Here is a 16,465-nt window from a genome sequence, read left to right as displayed (position 1 = left end):
TAATTACGACGAGGGTCGAGCCGAAAGGCTCGGCCCTTCGTCGTTTAACCAGCGCGGCCGGTGAGCCGCGAGGTGAGGGCGCGAGCGGCGGCCATTGTGGCCTGGCCGAGCTCGTCCCACTGGTCTTCGACGGCATCCGTTCTGAAAGTGAGCCCGATCGCTGCCGAAGGATAGCCGTTGCGGTCGAACGCCGCAGCGCCCACCGAGGCGTACTCCGCAGTGATGTCGCCCACTTCGCTGGCCCAGCCGCGCTCACGAGTCGCAGCCAGTAGCCGGTCGAGTTCAGCCAGCGTGTTCGGCCCGGCGGTCTGGCGCCGAGTGAGGGTGCTGCGCGAGGGATAGAGGGCTCGCACCTGCGGGGCCGTGAGCTGCGCGAGCATCGCTCGCCCTGTCGCGGTCAAATGCGCGGGAAGTTTCACGCCGACAGCCGAAACAGTGGTGGGCGCTCGGGTTCCTTGCACTCGAGCGGCGTAACTGACATCGGCACCGCTGAGCACGGCAAGGTGCGCGACGACCGGGATCGGGGCTTCAGCCGCGAGGCTCCGCATGAGCGGGCTCGCGAGAGTGGAGAGTCTTTCGCTACGCAGCGCAGACGTGCCGATCTCGGAGACGAGGGAGCTCAACCCATAGGTGCGGTCTTCGGGGTAATGCACCACGAATCCTTCGTCGATCATGACAGTGAGCAGTTGGTAGACGGATGACCGGGGGAGCGCTAGCTCGCGCGCCAAAGCGGAGGCGGGCACAGGCCCTCTGCGGGTCGCGAGGTGACGCAGCACGGCCATGGTGTTGCGCGCGGCAGGAATGTTGGACACGCGGCTCCTGTCTGGTATTTCAGACACCATATCGCGTTATCCACTCGTGGTGGAGGGGTGATGCGCGTTCACTGGGATGATGACCTCAGCCTCCAGCCAGACAGTGACCATCGGCGTCGGCGCCGTGAGCATCTCCGATGTTGTGGCGGTCGCGCGCCACGGTGCACCCGTCACGATCTCGGCCGAAGCGACGAGCGCGATGGTTGCGTCGCGTGCGGTGATTGAAGCGTTGGCCGACGACGTGCGCCCGCACTACGGTGTCTCCACCGGTTTTGGTGCGCTGGCGACGAAGCACATCGCCCCCGAGCAGCGCCTGCAACTGCAGCGGTCACTCGTGCGCAGTCACGCCGCAAGCTCCGGGGCTGAGATCGCCGACGAAATGGTGCGGGCGACGATGCTGTTGCGACTCTCTACGATGGCCACCGGGCGCACCGGCGTGCGGACTGTCGTCGCGGAAACCTACGCGGCTCTGCTGAACGCGGGGATCACCCCCATCGTTGGTGAGTACGGCAGCCTCGGCTGTTCCGGAGACCTCGCTCCGCTCGCGCATTGCGCGCTTGCCGTGATGGGCGAAGGCGACGTGCGCGTTGCGGGGGAGCAGCTGCCGGCATCCGCTGCGCTGAAAGCCGCCGGCATTACGCCGGTCGTTTTGCACGAAAAAGAGGGCTTGGCGTTGATTAACGGCACCGATGGGATGCTCGGCATGCTGTCGCTGGCGATTACTGATCTTGAGGCGTTGCTCACCACCGCCGACCTGTCCGCTGCCATGAGCGTGGAGGGTTTGGCGGGAACCGACCGAGTCTTCGCGGAGGACCTGCACGCCCTTCGGCCTCATCCGGGCCAGGCGCAGTCGGCGGCCAACATGCGTGCAGTGCTGCGCGACTCCGACACGATTGCGGCCCACGCCGCGAGCGGCTTCACGCGGGTGCAGGACGCGTACTCGTTGCGGTGCGCGCCCCAGGTCCATGGCGCGGCCCGCGATACGGTCAACCACACGCGTCAAGTGGCTGACCGTGAGCTCATGAGCGCGATCGATAACCCCGTGGTGACGGTGGATGGCCGGCTGGAATCCAACGGCAACTTCCATGGGGCGCCGGTTGGCTATGCCCTCGACTTTCTGGCGATCGTTGCAGCCGATGTTGCGAGCATGAGCGAGCGTCGCACTGACCGCTTCCTTGACAGCAATCGCAGCGGCGGGCTCAACGCGTTCCTGGCCGATGATCCCGGGGTGGACTCTGGGCACATGATCGCGCAGTACACCCAGGCGGGAATCGTCAGCGAGATGAAGAGGTTGGCGGCTCCGGCATCCGTTGATTCAATTCCGACGAGCGCGATGCAGGAAGACCACGTCTCGATGGGGTGGAGCGCTGGCTTGAAGCTTCGCCGCAGTATCGATGGGTTGTCGCGTGTGATCGCCATCGAGTTGCTGACGTCGGCACGCGGGATCGAGATGCGTGGCGAGCGACCGTCGCCGGTGTCGGCTGCGGTGATCGCGAACCTGCGCGAGCACGTTCCCGCCGCAGGGCCCGACCGCTATTTGGCCCCCGACATTGCGGCGAGCGTTGCGCTTGTGCAGTCGGGCGCACTCTTGTCCGCCGCACGCACTATTACCGAACTCAGCTAGGGGACGTCATGATTCAGGCACACCGTGGTTCCACGCTCAATACTCTCGGCTGGCAGCAGGAGGGTGCTTTGCGCATGCTCCAGAACAACCTCGACCCTGAGGTTGCCGAGCATCCGGAAGATCTCGTCGTCTATGGCGGCACGGGTAAGGCTGCGCGTAACTGGCCCAGTTATCACGCGATTGTTCGTTCGCTCACGACCCTCAAAGGTGACGAGACGCTGCTGGTTCAGTCGGGCAAGCCCGTCGGTGTCATGCAGACCCACGAGTGGGCTCCCCGGGTGTTGTTGGCGAACTCCAATCTGGTGGGCGACTGGGCCAACTGGGATGAGTTTCGTCGGCTCGAGCAGCTTGGCCTCACCATGTACGGCCAAATGACGGCGGGATCGTGGATTTACATTGGTACGCAGGGCATTCTGCAAGGCACCTACGAGACCTTCTCTGCAGTCGCGGCGAAACGCTTCGGCGGCACTCTTGCCGGCACCATTACCCTTACGGCTGGCCTCGGAGGCATGGGTGGGGCTCAACCGCTCGCCGTAACCATGAACGACGGTGTTGCGATCTGTATTGATGTTGATCAGAGTCGCATCACGCGTCGCATCGATCACGGCTACCTCGATGTTGAGGCGAAGTCTCTCGCGCACGCGGTCGAACTCGCGGTTGCCGCGCGCGATGCGAAGAAGCCGCTCTCGATTGGGGTGCTGGCGAATGCGGCTGCTGCCGTTCCCGAGCTGTTGGCGATGGGGGCGCCGATCGATATCGTCACTGACCAGACGAGCGCCCACGATCCTCTCGCTTACCTTCCTCTCGGCGTGGACTTCCATGACTGGCAGAGTGCCCGCAGCCACCCCGACTTCGCCCAGCGTGCCCGCGAATCGATGGCGATTCATGTTGAAGCGATGGTCGGCTTTCAGCGTCAGGGGGCCGAGGTCTTCGACTACGGCAACAATCTGCGCACGGAGGCGCTCGCGGCGGGCTACGCGGATGCGTTCGCTTTCCCCGGGTTCGTGCCGGCCTACATCCGCCCGCTGTTCGCGGAGGGCAAGGGCCCGTTCCGGTGGGCCGCTCTCAGCGGCGAAGCCAGCGACATCCACAAGACAGACAAGGCCATTCTCGAGTTGTTCCCCGAGAACGAATCGCTCGCTCGCTGGATCAAGCTCGCGGGGGAGCGCGTGCACTTCCAAGGGCTCCCGGCTCGCATCTGCTGGTTGGGTTATGGCGAACGTGACAAAGCCGGTTTGCTCTTCAACGAGATGGTCTCGTCGGGTGAGCTTGCAGCCCCGCTCGCAATTGGGCGCGATCACCTCGACAGCGGTTCGGTAGCGTCGCCCTACCGCGAGACCGAGGCGATGAAGGATGGCTCCGACGCGATCGCTGACTGGCCGTTGCTTAACGCCCTGGTCAATACCTCATCGGGCGCAACGTGGGTCTCCATTCATCACGGTGGCGGTGTGGGCATCGGCCGGTCGATCCACGCCGGTCAGGTGACGGTCGCTGACGGCACCGAGCTTGCTGCCCAGAAGCTTGAGCGAGTGCTCACGAATGACCCAGGCATGGGCGTCATCCGTCACGTTGATGCTGGCTACGATGAAGCCATCGCGGTCGCCGACAACCTCGGCGTTCGCATCCCCATGAACGAGGCTCCGCTCACGAAGGGTCACCATGCTCAACGCTGACCCGTTGTGGCCGCGTGCGGGGGATTGGCCTTCGCCGGTTGACGACGAGTGGGCGGATGTCGCACTCATCGGTATCCCGACGTCGCGCACGTCTCTCTCGCCGACGCAGGCTCACACGACTCCCGCTGCGGTTCGTGAGGCACTTCGTCGTTATGCCGCGCTGTCTGATCTTCGGATCGTGGATGCCGGCACCGTGCGCGAGCCTGATCTGAACGAGCAGGGTGCGATTGATGCGGTGGCGCAGTTGCGGGCTGAGCTCGTTATCGCGTTGGGCGGGGACAATGCGGCTACGGTCCCGACGGCTCTCGGGCGGTGGGGCGCAGACATCACGTCTGCTGGCCTGATCACGCTCGATGCTCACTACGACCTACGAGACGGCACCAGTAATGGTTCACCCGTGCGTCGCCTTCTGGAGGCCGGCCTTGACGGCAGTCGTGTGGTGCAGATCGGCATTGAGCCGCTGGCAAATTCGCACGCCTATGCCGAGCGCGCTAGGGACGCGGGCATCACGGTAATCACGCGTGACGAGTTGCGTTCGCGCTCGATGGACGAGGTGATCGCGCAGGCGCTGGAGATTGCTGGCGCGGCGGGCGGGCCTATCCACGTCGATCTTGATGTCGATGTGTGTGATCGCTCGGTTGCTCCCGGTTGCCCCGCGTCGGTGCCGGGCGGCATCTCGGCGATTGAGTTGCGCGCGGCCGCACGGCTCGCCGCCGCGCATCCGGCGGTCTCCTCGATTGATCTGGTCGAGGTGGATGCCGCCGCTGACGCTCCTGACGAACGAACGGTGCGTCTGGTGGCGCTGTGCGTCCTCGAAGCAATCGCGGGAGTGGCGCTGCGATGACAAGCACGGTGATCGAGAACATTGGCCTATTGCTCACGCATGATGACGAGCGCCCCGAGATGACCGACGCGGCGCTTGTGCTCGACGAGGGTTGCGTGGCCTGGTGGGGCGCGTCGGCCGATGCTCCTGCCGCTGACACGCGAGTGGATGCCGCTGGCCGCTGTGTGCTTCCTGGTTTTGTTGACAGCCATAGCCACATCCTTTTCGCGGGGGACCGCTCGGATGAGTTTGAGGCCCGCATGGCTGGCCGCCGTTACGAGGCGGGCGGCATCCGTCGCACGGTCGAACTTTCGCGCGCAGCGACTGACGCTGAGTTGCTCGCAAACGCGACCGCTCTGCTCGCGGAGATGCGTCGCCAGGGCACGACAACGATCGAGATTAAGAGCGGCTACGGACTGAGCGTTGCAGATGAGGCGCGGATGTTGCGGCTCGCGGCCACGCTCACTGACGAAACTACGTTCTTGGGCGCGCATGTTGTCCCCGAGGAGTTCGCGGACGATCGCGCCGCCTACGTCACGCTCGTCATGGGCGACATGCTGGAGGCGTGCGCTCCCCATTCGCGCTGGATCGATGTGTTCTGCGACAACGGTGCCTTCACCGAGGACGAGACGCGCGCCATCATCACGGCCGGGCAGGCTCGTGGATTGGGCGCTCGTCTGCACGGTGCGCAATTGGCCGAGTCGGGTGCTGTGCAACTCGCGGTCGAGCTTGGTGCAGCGAGTGTCGATCACTGCACTTATCTCAGCGATGACGATGTGCAGGCGCTCGCGGGCAGCAGCACGGTTGCCGGACTGCTTCCCGGTGTCGAGTTCTCCACCAGACATCCGTTCGTGGATGCCCGGCGACTCCTTGACGCTGGCGTGACGGTTGCGCTCGCCAGCGACTGCAATCCCGGTTCGAGTTTCACGTCATCCCTCCCGTTCTGCATTGCCCTCGCGGTGCGCGACATGGGCATGACATCGCTTGAGGCCGTAACGGCAGCGACGCTCGGGGGAGCACGTTCCTTGCGCCGCGATGACGTCGGTCACTTGAGGGTCGGCGCGCGAGCGAATGCCCAGCTACTGGATGCCCCGCACTACCGTCACTTGGCGTACCGGCCGGGGGTTCCCCTGGTCTCCAGCGTCTTTGTGGATGGCGTTCACGAGCTGGTGCGGCCGTTGGCCTGAGCCGCCCCAAAAGTCCCGCTATCAGGCGGCAGCGGATGCTCAAATCGAGGCATCACGTCGCCAGAACGACCTCGGCGAACGGTGCCGTAAAAATCCGACACGCCCGGGTTGCAGTAAATGCGTGGATGTGACAAACTCTTCTAGTTCAACATTTCGCCGCCACGTGCGTGCGGATCACTTCCAGGCAGTGCATAGTTCCACATCGTATGACCCTCGCAGAGCGTGAGTTATACACCGTGTTGTAGCTAGGCCGCGGGGAGCAGAACCAAGCTTAACCAACTCCCCAATTCAATTCGAAAGAATTCGTGCTGCGGGAGACGCTTGTGCCAGTTCGCTGGCATGTGCTCCTCGCGGCTTCGCGAGTTGGTATCACAAGCAGTGACAGCAACAACTTGACAGATAAATAGTGGTGCGAAAGCAAAAGTGCTGAGCGTCTTCGGGTGGCAACATCCGGTGTCGAACAGCCCAGGTGCACGCAGTGCAGCCAAAGTACTAAGGGAAGAGAGCCAGTCATGGCGGGACAAAAGATCCGCATTCGACTTAAGTCGTACGACCACGAGGTCATCGACTCGTCGGCACGCAAAATTGTTGACACGGTTACCCGCGCGGGTGCCACGGTAGTAGGCCCGGTGCCGCTGCCCACCGAGAAGAACGTGATTGCAGTTATCCGTTCTCCCCACAAGTACAAGGACAGCCGCGAGCACTTCGAGAAGCGCACCCACAAGCGGCTCATCGACATCATCGACCCGACGCCCAAGGCTGTGGATTCGCTTATGCGTCTCGACCTGCCGGCCGACGTCAACATCGAGATCAAGCTTTAGCTCGCGCAGTTATTGAGCGACAGAGCCGATAAGGAAAATAATGTCTACAACTAAGACGACAAAGGGTCTGCTGGGCACAAAGCTCGGCATGACGCAGGTTTGGGACGAGAACAACAAGCTCGTTCCCGTGACCGTTGTCGAAATCACCCCGAACGTGGTTACGCAACTGCGTAGCCCCGAGGTTGATGGATACAGCGCAGTCCAGATCGCGTACGGCCAGATTGACCCTCGTAAGGTCAACAAGCCGCTTACCGGTCACTTTGACAAGGCAGGCGTAACGCCTCGCCGTCACATCACTGAAATTCGCACCCCTGACGCCGCGGAATACACCGTTGGCCAGGAGCTCGCGGTCGACATCTTCACCCCAGGCTCGAAGGTCGACGTCGTCGGCACGAGCAAGGGTAAGGGTTTCGCCGGTGTTATGAAGCGTCACAACTTCAAGGGTGTATCTGCAAGCCACGGTTCGCACCGTAACCACCGCAAGCCTGGTTCCATTGGTGCCTCGTCGACCCCCAGCCGTGTCTTCAAGGGCATGCGCATGGCCGGTCGTATGGGTGGTGACCGTGTAACGGTCATGAACCTCGCCGTCCACTCGATCGACCTTGAGAAGGGACTCGTGCTCATCAAGGGCGCTGTTCCCGGTGCTCGTGGCCGTATCGTCTTCGTCCGCAACGCAGTGAAGGGGGCGTAGTACACATGGCTACCTCCATCGACGTCATCGACGCCAAGGGCAAGAAGGTCGACTCTGTTGAACTTCCCGCCGAGATCTTCGACGTGCAGACCAACGTTCCGCTCATCCACCAGGTTGTTGTTGCACAGCGTGCAGCAGCACGTCAGGGTACGCACAACACCCTGCGCCGCGGTGAAGTTTCGGGTGCTGGTCGCAAGCCGTTCAAGCAGAAGGGAACCGGTCGCGCTCGTCAGGGCTCGATCCGTGCTCCTCAGATGAAGGGTGGTGGCATCGTTCACGGGCCGCACCCGCGTGACTACTCACAGCGCACCCCCAAGAAGATGATTGCTGCAGCACTTCGCGGCACGTTGTCTGACCGGGCTCGCGGTGAGCGCATTCACGTCATCGACGCTCTCGCTGTAGACGGCAAGCCTTCGACGAAGTCTGTCTTGGCTCTGCTGAACAACATCGCGCCGAGCAAGAACGTTCTCGTTGTTCTCCAGCGCGAAGATGCAACCAGCCTCAAGAGCATTCGCAACCTCGACACGGTTCACGTCTTGGCTTACGACCAGCTCAACGCCTACGACGTCGTCGTCAGCGACGACATCGTGTTCAGCAAGGGCGCCTTCGACGCGTTCGTTGCGTTCAACACCAAGTCCTCGAACAAGGAAGAGGTCAGCGCATGACCGTCACGTACAAGGACCCGCGCGACATCATCATCGCTCCCGTGGTCTCTGAGAAGAGCTACAACCTGATCGACATGGGCAAGTACACCTTCGAGGTAGACCCCCGTGCGAACAAGACCGAGATCAAGCTCGCTATTGAGAAGATCTTCAGCGTCAAGGTCGACTCGGTCAACACGTTGAACCGCACGGGCAAGACCCGTCGTACCCGTTTCGGTATGGGCAAGCGCAAGGACACCAAGCGCGCCATCGTCACGCTCAAGTCCGGTTCTATCGACATCTTCACCGCTGTCGGCTAAGGACCAAGGAGAAACTAATGGCTATTCGCAAGTACAAGCCCACGACGCCTGGTCGTCGTGGATCCTCGGTTGCAGACTTTGCTGAGATCACCCGTTCAACGCCGGAGAAGTCGCTTCTGCGCCCTCTGCCGAAGACTGGTGGACGCAACAACGCAGGTCGCATCACGACTCGTCACATCGGTGGTGGCCACAAGCGCCAGTACCGCGTAATCGACTTCAAGCGCAACGACAAAGACGGCGTAAACGCCCGCGTTGCCGAGATCGAGTACGACCCCAACCGCACCGCACGTATTGCACTGCTTCACTTTGTTGATGGCACCAAGCGCTACATCGTTGCTCCGAACAAGCTCAATCAGGGGGACATTGTTGAGTCGGGTCCCGGCGCAGACATCAAGCCTGGTAACAACCTCCCGATGAAGAACATCCCCGTCGGTACGGTTATCCACATGATTGAACTTCGCCCCGGTGGCGGCGCCAAGATGGCCCGCTCCGCTGGAGCATCGGTTCGACTCGTTGCAAAAGAAGGCCCCTACGCGCAGCTGCGTTTGCCTTCCGGAGAAATCCGCAACGTTGACGTTCGTTGCCGCGCAACGATCGGCGAGGTCGGCAATGCCGAGCAGTCGAACATCAACTGGGGAAAGGCCGGCCGCATGCGTTGGAAGGGCGTTCGCCCGACCGTCCGTGGTGTTGCCATGAACCCTGTTGACCACCCCCACGGTGGTGGTGAGGGTAAGACGTCCGGTGGACGTCACCCCGTTTCCCCTTGGGGCCAGGCAGAAGGGCGCACACGTAAGCGCAAACTGCCCAGTGACCAGCTCATCGTTCGCCGCCGCAATGTCGGCAAGAAGCGCAAGTAGTAGGAGAGTCAGAAGATGCCACGCAGTCTGAAGAAGGGCCCCTTCGTCGACGACCACCTCCTACAAAAGGTTGTCAAGGCGAACGAAGCCAAGAGCAAGAACGTAATCAAGACCTGGTCGCGCCGCTCCATGATCGTTCCAGCAATGCTGGGTCACACGATCGCGGTGCACGATGGTCGCAAGCACATTCCGGTGTTCATCACCGAAACCATGGTTGGGCACAAGCTCGGCGAGTTTTCGCCCACCCGTACCTTCCGTGGACACGTGAAGGACGACAAGAAGGGTCGCCGCCGCTAACGCGGTGGTGAAGGAGGTAGAGAAATGGTGGAGTCGATCGCACGCGTGCGTCACATCCGCGTGACCCCCATGAAGGCTCGTCGCGTTGTCAACATGATTCGCGGCAAGCAAGCACAGGAAGCACTGGCAATTTTGAAGTTCGCACCTCAGGGCGCGAGCGAGCCGGTCTACAAGTTGGTTGCATCTGCAATCGCGAATGCGCGAGTCAAGGCAGATGCTTCGAACACGTTCCTGGACGAACAGGATCTGATCATCTCGAAGGCTTACGTCGACGACGGTGCAACGCTCAAGCGTTTCCAGCCGCGTGCCCAGGGCCGCGCGTTCCAGATCCTGAAGCGCACAAGCCACATCACGGTCGTGCTGGCCACGCCAGACCACGTCGTTGAAGCCGAGGCCGACAAGGCAGGGAAGAAGTAATGGGACAGAAGGTAAACCCCTACGGTTTCCGTCTGGGAATCACCACCGACCACGTGTCGCGTTGGTTCTCCGACAGCACCAAGCCGGGTCAGCGTTACAGCGACTACGTTGCGGAAGATGTAAAGATCCGCAACCTGCTCAAGTCGAACCTCGACCGCGCAGGTGTTGCTCGCATTGAAATCGAGCGCACCCGTGACCGCGTTCGCGTAGACATTCACACTGCCCGTCCGGGCATCGTGATCGGTCGCCGCGGCGCCGAAGCAGAGCGTATCCGTGGCGAGCTCGAAAAGCTCTCCGGTAAGCAGATCCAGCTCAACATCCTCGAGGTCAAGAACCCCGAGGCTGAGGCTCAGCTCGTTGCACAGGGAATTGCGGAGCAGCTCGCTGCTCGTGTCGCTTTCCGTCGTGCAATGCGCAAGGGTCTTCAGGGCGCCCAGCGCGTTGGTTCGGTCAAGGGTGTTCGCATCCAGGTATCGGGTCGTTTGGGTGGCGCAGAAATGAGCCGCTCAGAGTACTACCGCGAAGGTCGCGTTCCGCTGCACACGCTGCGCGCAAACATCGACTACGGCTTCTACGAGGCTAAGACCACGTTCGGTCGTATCGGTGTCAAGGTGTGGGTCTACAAGGGCGACATCACCAACAAGGAGCTCGCTCGCGAGCAGGCTAACCAGAAGTCGTCGCGTCCAGAGCGTCGCGATGGTGGCGACCGTGGCGGTCGTCGCACCGGTGGCCCTTCGTCCGCACCGAAAGCTGAAGCACCCAAGGCAGAAGCCCCCAAGGCTGACGCACCGGTTGCAGCAGGAGTTGAGGCATAACAATGTTGATTCCGCGTAAGGTCAAGTACCGCAAGCAGCACCACCCCTCCCGTAGCGGCCACGCTACTGGTGGAACCACGGTGTCGTTTGGCGAGTACGGTATTCAGGCTCTGACGCCCGCATACGTTACGAACCGCCAGATTGAGGCAGCTCGTATCGCAATGACGCGTCACATCAAGCGTGGTGGAAAGGTGTGGATCAACATCTACCCCGACCGCCCGCTCACCAAAAAGCCCGCTGAAACCCGCATGGGTTCCGGTAAGGGCTCGCCCGAGTGGTGGGTCGCCAACGTCAAGCCAGGTCGCGTGCTCTTCGAGCTCAGCGGCGTGGACGAGACGACTGCGCGCGAAGCACTCACTCGTGCAATTCACAAGCTGCCCCTCAAGGCACGCATCATCAAGCGCGAGGAGGGCGACGCATAATGGCGATCGGATCCAAGGAGCTAGCCCCTGTCGAGCTAGACACTTTTGAAGACGAACGACTCGTTGACGAGCTGAAGAAGTCGAAGGAAGAACTTTTCAACCTTCGTTTCCAGGCCGCAACTGGTCAACTGGAAAGCCACGGACGTATCCGCGCTGTAAAGCGCGACATCTCCCGCATCTACACGGTTATCCGTGAGCGCGAGCTGGGCATCCGTGCAACCCCCGCTGCTGTCGAGGCTCCCGCCAAGGAGACCAAGAAGCGCAGCACCAAGAAGGCAGACGCCGCGGCTGAGACCGCAGCAGACGCCACTGACGAGACGAAGGAGGCGTAGTCATGGCCAAGGTTGAAGACAAGAAGACCGCGGAGACGACCGCCGAGGTCGCTCGTGGGTACCGTAAGACCCGTCGCGGACTGGTTACGAGCGACAAGATGGATAAGACCATCGTTGTCATCGTCGAAGACCGCGTAAAGCACCCGTTGTACGGCAAGGTTGTTCGCCGTAACTCCAAGGTGAAGGTTCACGACGAGGCCAACACGGCCGGCGTCGGTGACTCCGTACTTATCAGCGAGACCCGTCCGCTCAGCGCCACGAAGCGCTGGCGTCTGGTCGAGATCCTCGAAAAGGCTAAGTAATGCTTCAGCAGGAATCCCGAGTAAAGGTTGCCGATAACACCGGCGCCAAGGAGCTCCTCACGATTCGCGTTCTCGGTGGCTCAGGCCGTCGTTACGCAGGTCTCGGCGATGTCATCGTGGCAACCGTCAAAGACGCTATTCCTGGCGGCAACGTCAAGAAGGGTGAGGTCGTCAAGGCCGTCATCGTTCGCGTCATCAAGCAGACTCGTCGTCCAGACGGCTCATACATCAAGTTCGATGAGAACGCGGCTGTAATCCTCAAGTCCGATGGCGGAGACCCCCGTGGTACCCGCATTTTCGGGCCGGTTGGCCGCGAACTTCGTGACAAGAAGTTCATGAAGATCATCTCGCTCGCACCGGAGGTGCTGTAGATATGGCAAAGATTCGCAAGGGTGACCTCGTACAGGTCATCAGCGGCCCGACCGAAGAGCGTGGCGGAAGCCGCGGCAAGCAGGGTCGCGTTATCAGTGTTATCGCTGGAAAAGACCGCATTGTCGTGGAGGGTGTCAACTTCGTCACCAAGCACGTCAAGGTTGGCCAGACTCAGCGTGGAACCAAGACCGGTGGCATCGAGACGATGGAGGCACCGATTCACGTGTCGAACGTCGCCCTCGTTGACCCCGAGACCAAGCTCCCGGCTCGTGTTGGCTTCACTGTCGGCACCGATGACCGTGGCAAGACCACGCGCGAGCGCTTCTTCAAGAAGTCGCGCCGCGTAGAGACCAAGAAGTCCAAGGCAGCTAAGGCTGAGCCCAAGGCTTCGAAGAAGGATGCCGAGAAGGCAACCGAGAAGGACGCAGACTAATGACGACGACTGCACCTGCTGCTGGCAAAATCCAGCCGCGCCTCAAGCAGAAGTACCGCGATGAACTCGCGGCTCAGCTCAAGAAGGACCTTGGACTTTCCAACGTCCACCAGATTCCGGGGATCGTCAAGGTCGTCGTTAACACTGGTGTCGGTGAAGCTGCTCGCGACGGAAAGATCATCGATGGGGCTGTCAAAGACCTCACCGCGATCACCGGTCAGAAGCCTTACGTAACTAGCGCTCGCAAGTCGATTGCTCAGTTCAAGCTTCGTGAAGGACAGCCCATTGGCGCACACGTTACCCTCCGTGGTGACCGCGCTTGGGAGTTCCTCGACCGCCTGATCACGCTGGCGCTTCCGCGTATCCGTGACTTCCGCGGTCTGTCGGACAAGCAGTTCGATGGCAACGGTAACTACACGTTCGGTCTCACGGAACAGTCAATGTTCCACGAGATCGACCAGGACAAGATTGACCGCGTTCGTGGTTTCGATATCACTATCGTCACCACCGGCAAGAACAACGAAGAAGGTCGCGCACTGCTTAAGGCTTTGGGCTTCCCGTTCCGTTCCGCTGAGAACGCATCTAACTAACCAAGTAACACCGATCGGCCAGGTCGGCATTCGTGTAACGGATGCCGAAACCAGTTGAGACAGGAAACACATAATGACAATGACAGATCCGGTCGCTGACATGCTGACCAGACTGCGCAACGCCAATTCGGCGCACCACGACAGCGTTTCAATGCCTAACAGCAAGCTGAAGTCGCGCCTGGCTGAAATGCTCAAGGCCGAGGGATACATCCTCAGCTGGAGCACCGAGGACGCTCGCGTGGGCCAGACCCTCACGATCGAACTCAAGTACAGCCCCACTCGCGAGCGTTCCATCAAGGGAATCAAGCGCGTCTCGAAGCCTGGTCTTCGTGTCTACGCTCGCTCGACCGAAATCCCCAAGGTTCTTGGCGGACTCGGTGTGGCTATTTTGTCCACCTCCTCAGGTCTTTTGACCGACAAAGAGGCGACTCAGAAGGGCGTAGGTGGGGAAGTCCTCGCCTACGTGTGGTAACCCAAAATGTCACGTATCGGAAGACTTCCTATTGATGTCCCCGCTGGTGTCACACTCACCATCAACGGCCAAGACGTCACTGTAAAGGGCCCGAAGGGTGAGCTCGCGCTCACCGTCAAGGCACCTATCGCTGTAGCACTCGAAGAGGGTCAGGTTCTCGTAACCCGTCCCGACGACGAGCGCGAATCGCGTTCACTGCACGGCTTGACTCGTACGCTCATCGCTAACCAGATCATCGGTGTTACCGACGGTTACACCAAGGGCCTTGAGGTCGTTGGTACTGGTTACCGTGTCACCGCAAAGGGCAACTCAATCGAGTTTGCTCTCGGGTACTCGCACTCGATCACCGTTGACCCGCCCGCAGGCATCAGCTTCGCGGTCGAGGGCAATAACAAACTAGTTGTCAGCGGCATCGACAAGCAGGCGGTTGGCGAAGTAGCAGCCAACATTCGTAAATTGCGCAAGCCAGAGCCCTACAAGGGCAAGGGTGTGCGCTACGCCGGCGAAGTTGTTCGTCGCAAGGCCGGAAAGAGTGGTAAGTAGACATGGCTCTCGGAACCAGAGGTAAGAGCAAGTCGGCCGCTAAGGGCCGTCGTCACGCACGTCTCCGCAAGAAGGTCGTGGGCACTGAAGTACGCCCCCGTCTCGTGGTCACGCGTTCAGCACGTCACGTATTCGTCCAGGTTGTCGATGACTCCAAGGGCGTTACCGTCGCTTCGGCGTCGACCATGGAGTCGAGCATGCGTACGTTCGATGGCGACAAGACCGCCAAGGCACGCAAGATCGGTGAATTGGTTGCCGAGCGCGCCAAGGACGCCGGTGTTGAAGCCGTCGTATTTGATCGTGGTGGAAGCCGCTACGCAGGTCGCGTTGCAGCAATCGCCGACGGAGCGCGAGAGGGTGGATTGAACCTGTGAGCGACAACGTGGACAACAAGACAACAAACAAGGAGCAGGCCGTGGCCGCTGAGGCGACTAGCGCCATCTCCGTACCCGAGGTCGTCGTAGACGCCCCCGCGACCGACGTAACGAGCGAGCCCCGCGAGGCTCGTCGTGGCGGCCGCGAGCGTGGACCCGACCGTGGTGGACGTGGTGGCAACAACAGCCGCGACAACGACAAGAACCAGTTCCTGGAGCGCGTCGTCACCATCAACCGTGTATCGAAGGTCGTCAAGGGTGGTCGTCGCTTTAGCTTCACCGCTCTCGTCGTCGTCGGTGACGGCAACGGAATGGTCGGAGTCGGTTACGGCAAGGCTCGCGAAGTTCCTCTCGCGATCTCCAAGGGTGTCGAAGAGGCGAAGAAGAACTTCTTCCGCGTTCCTCGCGTCGGCGCTACCATCCCTCACTCGGTTCAGGGCGAGGCTGCTGCAGGTGTAGTTCTGCTGCGTCCCGCATCCGCTGGTACCGGTGTTATCGCTGGTGGACCCGTTCGCGCCGTTCTCGAGTGCGCCGGTATCCACGATGTACTGAGCAAGTCGCTCGGTTCGTCGAACACGATCAACATCGTTCACGCAACGGTTGAGGCACTCAAGCAGCTCGAAGAGCCGCGCTCGGTTGCCGCTCGTCGTGGGCTCGATGCAGAACACGTAATCCCGGCACGCTTGCTGCGCGCCGAGGCTGAAGCTAAGGCAGGTGTCTGATGGCTGGTCGCCTGAAGGTAACCCAGATCAAGTCCAAAATTAGTGAGAAGCAAAACCAACGCGACACTTTGCGCAGCCTAGGGCTCAAGCGCATCGGTTCCGTGGTTGTGCGCGAGGACAACTCGCAGAACCGTGGTTACGTCAACACGGTCGCTCACCTTGTCAAGGTCGAGGAGATTGACTAATGGCTGACGAGAAAGAAACACCCACGAAAGCTGCAGCAGCGAAAGCTCCTGCCGCTAAGAAGGCTGCTCCTGCAAAGGCCGCAGCTGACAAGGCTCCTGCTGCGAAGGCATCCGCCACGAAGGCTCCTGCGAAGTCGACCGCTGCTAAGGCATCGACCGCTAAGAAGTCCTCGAGCGATGATGTTGCAAGCCGCCCGCAGGTTCTGAAGATGCACCACCTCCGTCCCGCTACCGGTGCTAAGAAAGACCGCATGCGTGTTGGCCGTGGTGAAGGCTCCAAGGGTAAGACCGCGGGCCGTGGAACCAAGGGAACTAAGGCGCGTTACAACATGCGCGTTGGTTTCGAAGGTGGAAACATCAACTTCGTGATGCGTGCACCTAAGCTGCGCGGATTCAAGAACCCGTTCCGTGTTGAGTACCAGGTTGTAAACCTCGAAAAGCTCGCGGAACTCTACCCCAAGGGAGGCGACGTTACCGTTGCTGACCTCGTGTCGAAGGGCGCGGTTCGCAAGAACGAAAAGGTCAAGGTTCTTGGTCAGGGTGATATTACGGTTAAGCTGAACGTTGTAGTTGACAAGGTCTCCGGCTCTGCCGAGCAGAAGATCGTTGCGGCCGGCGGTTCGGTCCAGTAACTGTCACTACGACAAACGTTAGTGTCGCGTTAGTCACACCGGTGACAAACGCAGACAGGTTGAGTGGGGAACCCCGCATAGGGGTTCCCCACTCGCCCGTAGTACATA

The 16,465-nt window shown here is 61.0% G+C and carries 24 protein-coding genes and 1 pseudogene; 24 read left to right on the top strand and 1 reads right to left on the bottom strand.

Annotated features, from left to right (window positions below; translation table 11 throughout):
• Positions 1 to 44: 44 nt before the first annotated feature.
• A complete protein-coding gene (locus tag I6E56_RS06120; RefSeq protein WP_197136725.1) occupies positions 45 to 812 on the bottom strand; it encodes an IclR family transcriptional regulator in 768 nt (255 codons plus the stop codon).
• A gap of 79 nt (positions 813 to 891) precedes the next feature.
• Between I6E56_RS06120 and hutH the strand changes: the two genes are divergently transcribed.
• The 24 genes and pseudogenes from hutH (at position 892) to rplO (ending at position 16,357) form a co-directional block, all read left to right on the top strand.
• Positions 892 to 2,436: a histidine ammonia-lyase gene (gene hutH / locus I6E56_RS06115; RefSeq protein WP_197136724.1), complete on the top strand. Its 1,545-nt coding sequence runs from the start codon at positions 892 to 894 to the stop codon at positions 2,434 to 2,436.
• 8 nt (positions 2,437 to 2,444) lie between these two features.
• On the top strand, positions 2,445 to 4,109 hold the full coding sequence (gene hutU / locus I6E56_RS06110; protein ID WP_197136723.1) for a urocanate hydratase: 1,665 nt from the start codon (positions 2,445 to 2,447) through the stop codon (positions 4,107 to 4,109).
• Positions 4,096 to 4,953 carry an arginase family protein gene (locus I6E56_RS06105; RefSeq protein ID WP_197136721.1) on the top strand — a complete coding sequence of 286 codons (858 nt, stop codon included), beginning with the start codon at positions 4,096 to 4,098 and terminating at the stop codon, positions 4,951 to 4,953. Before hutU ends, I6E56_RS06105 begins: the two co-directional genes overlap by 14 nt.
• On the top strand, positions 4,950 to 6,119 hold the full coding sequence (gene hutI / locus I6E56_RS06100) for an imidazolonepropionase (protein ID WP_197136719.1): 1,170 nt from the start codon (positions 4,950 to 4,952) through the stop codon (positions 6,117 to 6,119). The genes I6E56_RS06105 and hutI overlap by 4 nt, the downstream gene beginning before the upstream one ends.
• A gap of 512 nt (positions 6,120 to 6,631) precedes the next feature.
• Positions 6,632 to 6,940 (top strand): 30S ribosomal protein S10, encoded by a 309-nt coding sequence (rpsJ, locus tag I6E56_RS06095; protein ID WP_009773132.1) that lies wholly within the window; start codon positions 6,632 to 6,634, stop codon positions 6,938 to 6,940.
• A 40-nt stretch (positions 6,941 to 6,980) separates the two neighbouring features.
• Entirely contained in the window at positions 6,981 to 7,631 is a 651-nt protein-coding gene (gene rplC, locus I6E56_RS06090; RefSeq protein ID WP_197136717.1) for a 50S ribosomal protein L3, read from the top strand.
• Between the two features lie 5 nt (positions 7,632 to 7,636).
• The gene (gene rplD / locus I6E56_RS06085) at positions 7,637 to 8,296 is read left to right on the top strand and encodes a 50S ribosomal protein L4 (RefSeq protein WP_197109484.1); all 660 of its coding nucleotides are present in this window, start codon (positions 7,637 to 7,639) and stop codon (positions 8,294 to 8,296) included.
• Positions 8,293 to 8,592: a 50S ribosomal protein L23 gene (gene rplW / locus I6E56_RS06080; protein ID WP_010203832.1), complete on the top strand. Its 300-nt coding sequence runs from the start codon at positions 8,293 to 8,295 to the stop codon at positions 8,590 to 8,592. Before rplD ends, rplW begins: the two co-directional genes overlap by 4 nt.
• 17 nt (positions 8,593 to 8,609) lie before the next feature.
• Positions 8,610 to 9,449, top strand: a complete 840-nt coding sequence (gene rplB / locus I6E56_RS06075) for a 50S ribosomal protein L2 (protein ID WP_197106460.1) — start codon at positions 8,610 to 8,612, stop codon at positions 9,447 to 9,449.
• A gap of 15 nt (positions 9,450 to 9,464) precedes the next feature.
• Entirely contained in the window at positions 9,465 to 9,746 is a 282-nt protein-coding gene (rpsS, locus tag I6E56_RS06070; protein WP_009773127.1) for a 30S ribosomal protein S19, read from the top strand.
• 24 nt (positions 9,747 to 9,770) lie between these two features.
• A complete protein-coding gene (gene rplV, locus I6E56_RS06065; protein WP_197106459.1) occupies positions 9,771 to 10,163 on the top strand; it encodes a 50S ribosomal protein L22 in 393 nt (130 codons plus the stop codon).
• Complete coding sequence (gene rpsC, locus I6E56_RS06060; RefSeq protein WP_197106458.1) at positions 10,163 to 10,978, top strand: 30S ribosomal protein S3; 816 nt, start codon at positions 10,163 to 10,165, stop codon at positions 10,976 to 10,978. The genes rplV and rpsC overlap by 1 nt, the downstream gene beginning before the upstream one ends.
• A gap of 2 nt (positions 10,979 to 10,980) precedes the next feature.
• Positions 10,981 to 11,400, top strand: coding sequence for a 50S ribosomal protein L16 (gene rplP, locus I6E56_RS06055; RefSeq protein ID WP_009773124.1), 420 nt, complete (start codon positions 10,981 to 10,983; stop codon positions 11,398 to 11,400).
• Complete coding sequence (gene rpmC / locus I6E56_RS15250; RefSeq protein ID WP_197136715.1) at positions 11,400 to 11,732, top strand: 50S ribosomal protein L29; 333 nt, start codon at positions 11,400 to 11,402, stop codon at positions 11,730 to 11,732. Before rplP ends, rpmC begins: the two co-directional genes overlap by 1 nt.
• A gap of 2 nt (positions 11,733 to 11,734) precedes the next feature.
• The gene (rpsQ, locus tag I6E56_RS06045; RefSeq protein ID WP_197106456.1) at positions 11,735 to 12,034 is read left to right on the top strand and encodes a 30S ribosomal protein S17; all 300 of its coding nucleotides are present in this window, start codon (positions 11,735 to 11,737) and stop codon (positions 12,032 to 12,034) included.
• Positions 12,034 to 12,405, top strand: a complete 372-nt coding sequence (gene rplN / locus I6E56_RS06040; RefSeq protein ID WP_100388198.1) for a 50S ribosomal protein L14 — start codon at positions 12,034 to 12,036, stop codon at positions 12,403 to 12,405. The genes rpsQ and rplN overlap by 1 nt, the downstream gene beginning before the upstream one ends.
• Before the next feature lie 2 nt (positions 12,406 to 12,407).
• Positions 12,408 to 12,743, top strand: a pseudogene (gene rplX, locus I6E56_RS06035) (50S ribosomal protein L24); the annotation flags it as partial.
• A 95-nt stretch (positions 12,744 to 12,838) separates the two neighbouring features.
• Positions 12,839 to 13,429, top strand: coding sequence for a 50S ribosomal protein L5 (gene rplE / locus I6E56_RS06030; protein WP_197136714.1), 591 nt, complete (start codon positions 12,839 to 12,841; stop codon positions 13,427 to 13,429).
• A 73-nt stretch (positions 13,430 to 13,502) separates the two neighbouring features.
• Positions 13,503 to 13,901, top strand: a complete 399-nt coding sequence (rpsH, locus tag I6E56_RS06025; RefSeq protein WP_197106453.1) for a 30S ribosomal protein S8 — start codon at positions 13,503 to 13,505, stop codon at positions 13,899 to 13,901.
• Between the two features lie 6 nt (positions 13,902 to 13,907).
• The gene (gene rplF / locus I6E56_RS06020; RefSeq protein ID WP_197136713.1) at positions 13,908 to 14,444 is read left to right on the top strand and encodes a 50S ribosomal protein L6; all 537 of its coding nucleotides are present in this window, start codon (positions 13,908 to 13,910) and stop codon (positions 14,442 to 14,444) included.
• 2 nt (positions 14,445 to 14,446) lie between these two features.
• On the top strand, positions 14,447 to 14,818 hold the full coding sequence (rplR, locus tag I6E56_RS06015; protein WP_197123110.1) for a 50S ribosomal protein L18: 372 nt from the start codon (positions 14,447 to 14,449) through the stop codon (positions 14,816 to 14,818).
• Positions 14,815 to 15,540, top strand: coding sequence for a 30S ribosomal protein S5 (gene rpsE / locus I6E56_RS06010; protein WP_197106451.1), 726 nt, complete (start codon positions 14,815 to 14,817; stop codon positions 15,538 to 15,540). The genes rplR and rpsE overlap by 4 nt, the downstream gene beginning before the upstream one ends.
• Complete coding sequence (gene rpmD / locus I6E56_RS06005) at positions 15,540 to 15,725, top strand: 50S ribosomal protein L30 (protein WP_009773114.1); 186 nt, start codon at positions 15,540 to 15,542, stop codon at positions 15,723 to 15,725. Before rpsE ends, rpmD begins: the two co-directional genes overlap by 1 nt.
• Complete coding sequence (rplO, locus tag I6E56_RS06000) at positions 15,725 to 16,357, top strand: 50S ribosomal protein L15 (RefSeq protein ID WP_197136712.1); 633 nt, start codon at positions 15,725 to 15,727, stop codon at positions 16,355 to 16,357. Before rpmD ends, rplO begins: the two co-directional genes overlap by 1 nt.
• Positions 16,358 to 16,465 lie beyond the last annotated feature (108 nt).

The organism is Salinibacterium sp. NK8237, from assembly GCF_015864955.1.
Classification (GTDB): Bacteria; Actinomycetota; Actinomycetes; order Actinomycetales; family Microbacteriaceae; genus Rhodoglobus.
This window is presented reverse-complemented; position numbering and strand designations above follow the sequence as displayed.

What these genes read in the sequence shown, in the direction of transcription:
- hutH (WP_197136724.1), top strand. Translation starts at nt 892, where the DNA reads ATGACCTCAGCCTCCAGCCAGACAGTGACCATCGGCGTCGGCGCCGTG.
- hutU (WP_197136723.1), top strand. Translation starts at nt 2,445, where the DNA reads ATGATTCAGGCACACCGTGGTTCCACGCTCAATACTCTCGGCTGGCAG.
- I6E56_RS06105 (WP_197136721.1), top strand. Translation starts at nt 4,096, where the DNA reads ATGCTCAACGCTGACCCGTTGTGGCCGCGTGCGGGGGATTGGCCTTCG.
- hutI (WP_197136719.1), top strand. Translation starts at nt 4,950, where the DNA reads ATGACAAGCACGGTGATCGAGAACATTGGCCTATTGCTCACGCATGAT.
- rpsJ (WP_009773132.1), top strand. Translation starts at nt 6,632, where the DNA reads ATGGCGGGACAAAAGATCCGCATTCGACTTAAGTCGTACGACCACGAG.
- rplC (WP_197136717.1), top strand. Translation starts at nt 6,981, where the DNA reads ATGTCTACAACTAAGACGACAAAGGGTCTGCTGGGCACAAAGCTCGGC.
- rplD (WP_197109484.1), top strand. Translation starts at nt 7,637, where the DNA reads ATGGCTACCTCCATCGACGTCATCGACGCCAAGGGCAAGAAGGTCGAC.
- rplW (WP_010203832.1), top strand. Translation starts at nt 8,293, where the DNA reads ATGACCGTCACGTACAAGGACCCGCGCGACATCATCATCGCTCCCGTG.
- rplB (WP_197106460.1), top strand. Translation starts at nt 8,610, where the DNA reads ATGGCTATTCGCAAGTACAAGCCCACGACGCCTGGTCGTCGTGGATCC.
- rpsS (WP_009773127.1), top strand. Translation starts at nt 9,465, where the DNA reads ATGCCACGCAGTCTGAAGAAGGGCCCCTTCGTCGACGACCACCTCCTA.
- rplV (WP_197106459.1), top strand. Translation starts at nt 9,771, where the DNA reads ATGGTGGAGTCGATCGCACGCGTGCGTCACATCCGCGTGACCCCCATG.
- rpsC (WP_197106458.1), top strand. Translation starts at nt 10,163, where the DNA reads ATGGGACAGAAGGTAAACCCCTACGGTTTCCGTCTGGGAATCACCACC.
- rplP (WP_009773124.1), top strand. Translation starts at nt 10,981, where the DNA reads ATGTTGATTCCGCGTAAGGTCAAGTACCGCAAGCAGCACCACCCCTCC.
- rpmC (WP_197136715.1), top strand. Translation starts at nt 11,400, where the DNA reads ATGGCGATCGGATCCAAGGAGCTAGCCCCTGTCGAGCTAGACACTTTT.
- rpsQ (WP_197106456.1), top strand. Translation starts at nt 11,735, where the DNA reads ATGGCCAAGGTTGAAGACAAGAAGACCGCGGAGACGACCGCCGAGGTC.
- rplN (WP_100388198.1), top strand. Translation starts at nt 12,034, where the DNA reads ATGCTTCAGCAGGAATCCCGAGTAAAGGTTGCCGATAACACCGGCGCC.
- rplE (WP_197136714.1), top strand. Translation starts at nt 12,839, where the DNA reads ATGACGACGACTGCACCTGCTGCTGGCAAAATCCAGCCGCGCCTCAAG.
- rpsH (WP_197106453.1), top strand. Translation starts at nt 13,503, where the DNA reads ATGACAATGACAGATCCGGTCGCTGACATGCTGACCAGACTGCGCAAC.
- rplF (WP_197136713.1), top strand. Translation starts at nt 13,908, where the DNA reads ATGTCACGTATCGGAAGACTTCCTATTGATGTCCCCGCTGGTGTCACA.
- rplR (WP_197123110.1), top strand. Translation starts at nt 14,447, where the DNA reads ATGGCTCTCGGAACCAGAGGTAAGAGCAAGTCGGCCGCTAAGGGCCGT.
- rpmD (WP_009773114.1), top strand. Translation starts at nt 15,540, where the DNA reads ATGGCTGGTCGCCTGAAGGTAACCCAGATCAAGTCCAAAATTAGTGAG.
- rplO (WP_197136712.1), top strand. Translation starts at nt 15,725, where the DNA reads ATGGCTGACGAGAAAGAAACACCCACGAAAGCTGCAGCAGCGAAAGCT.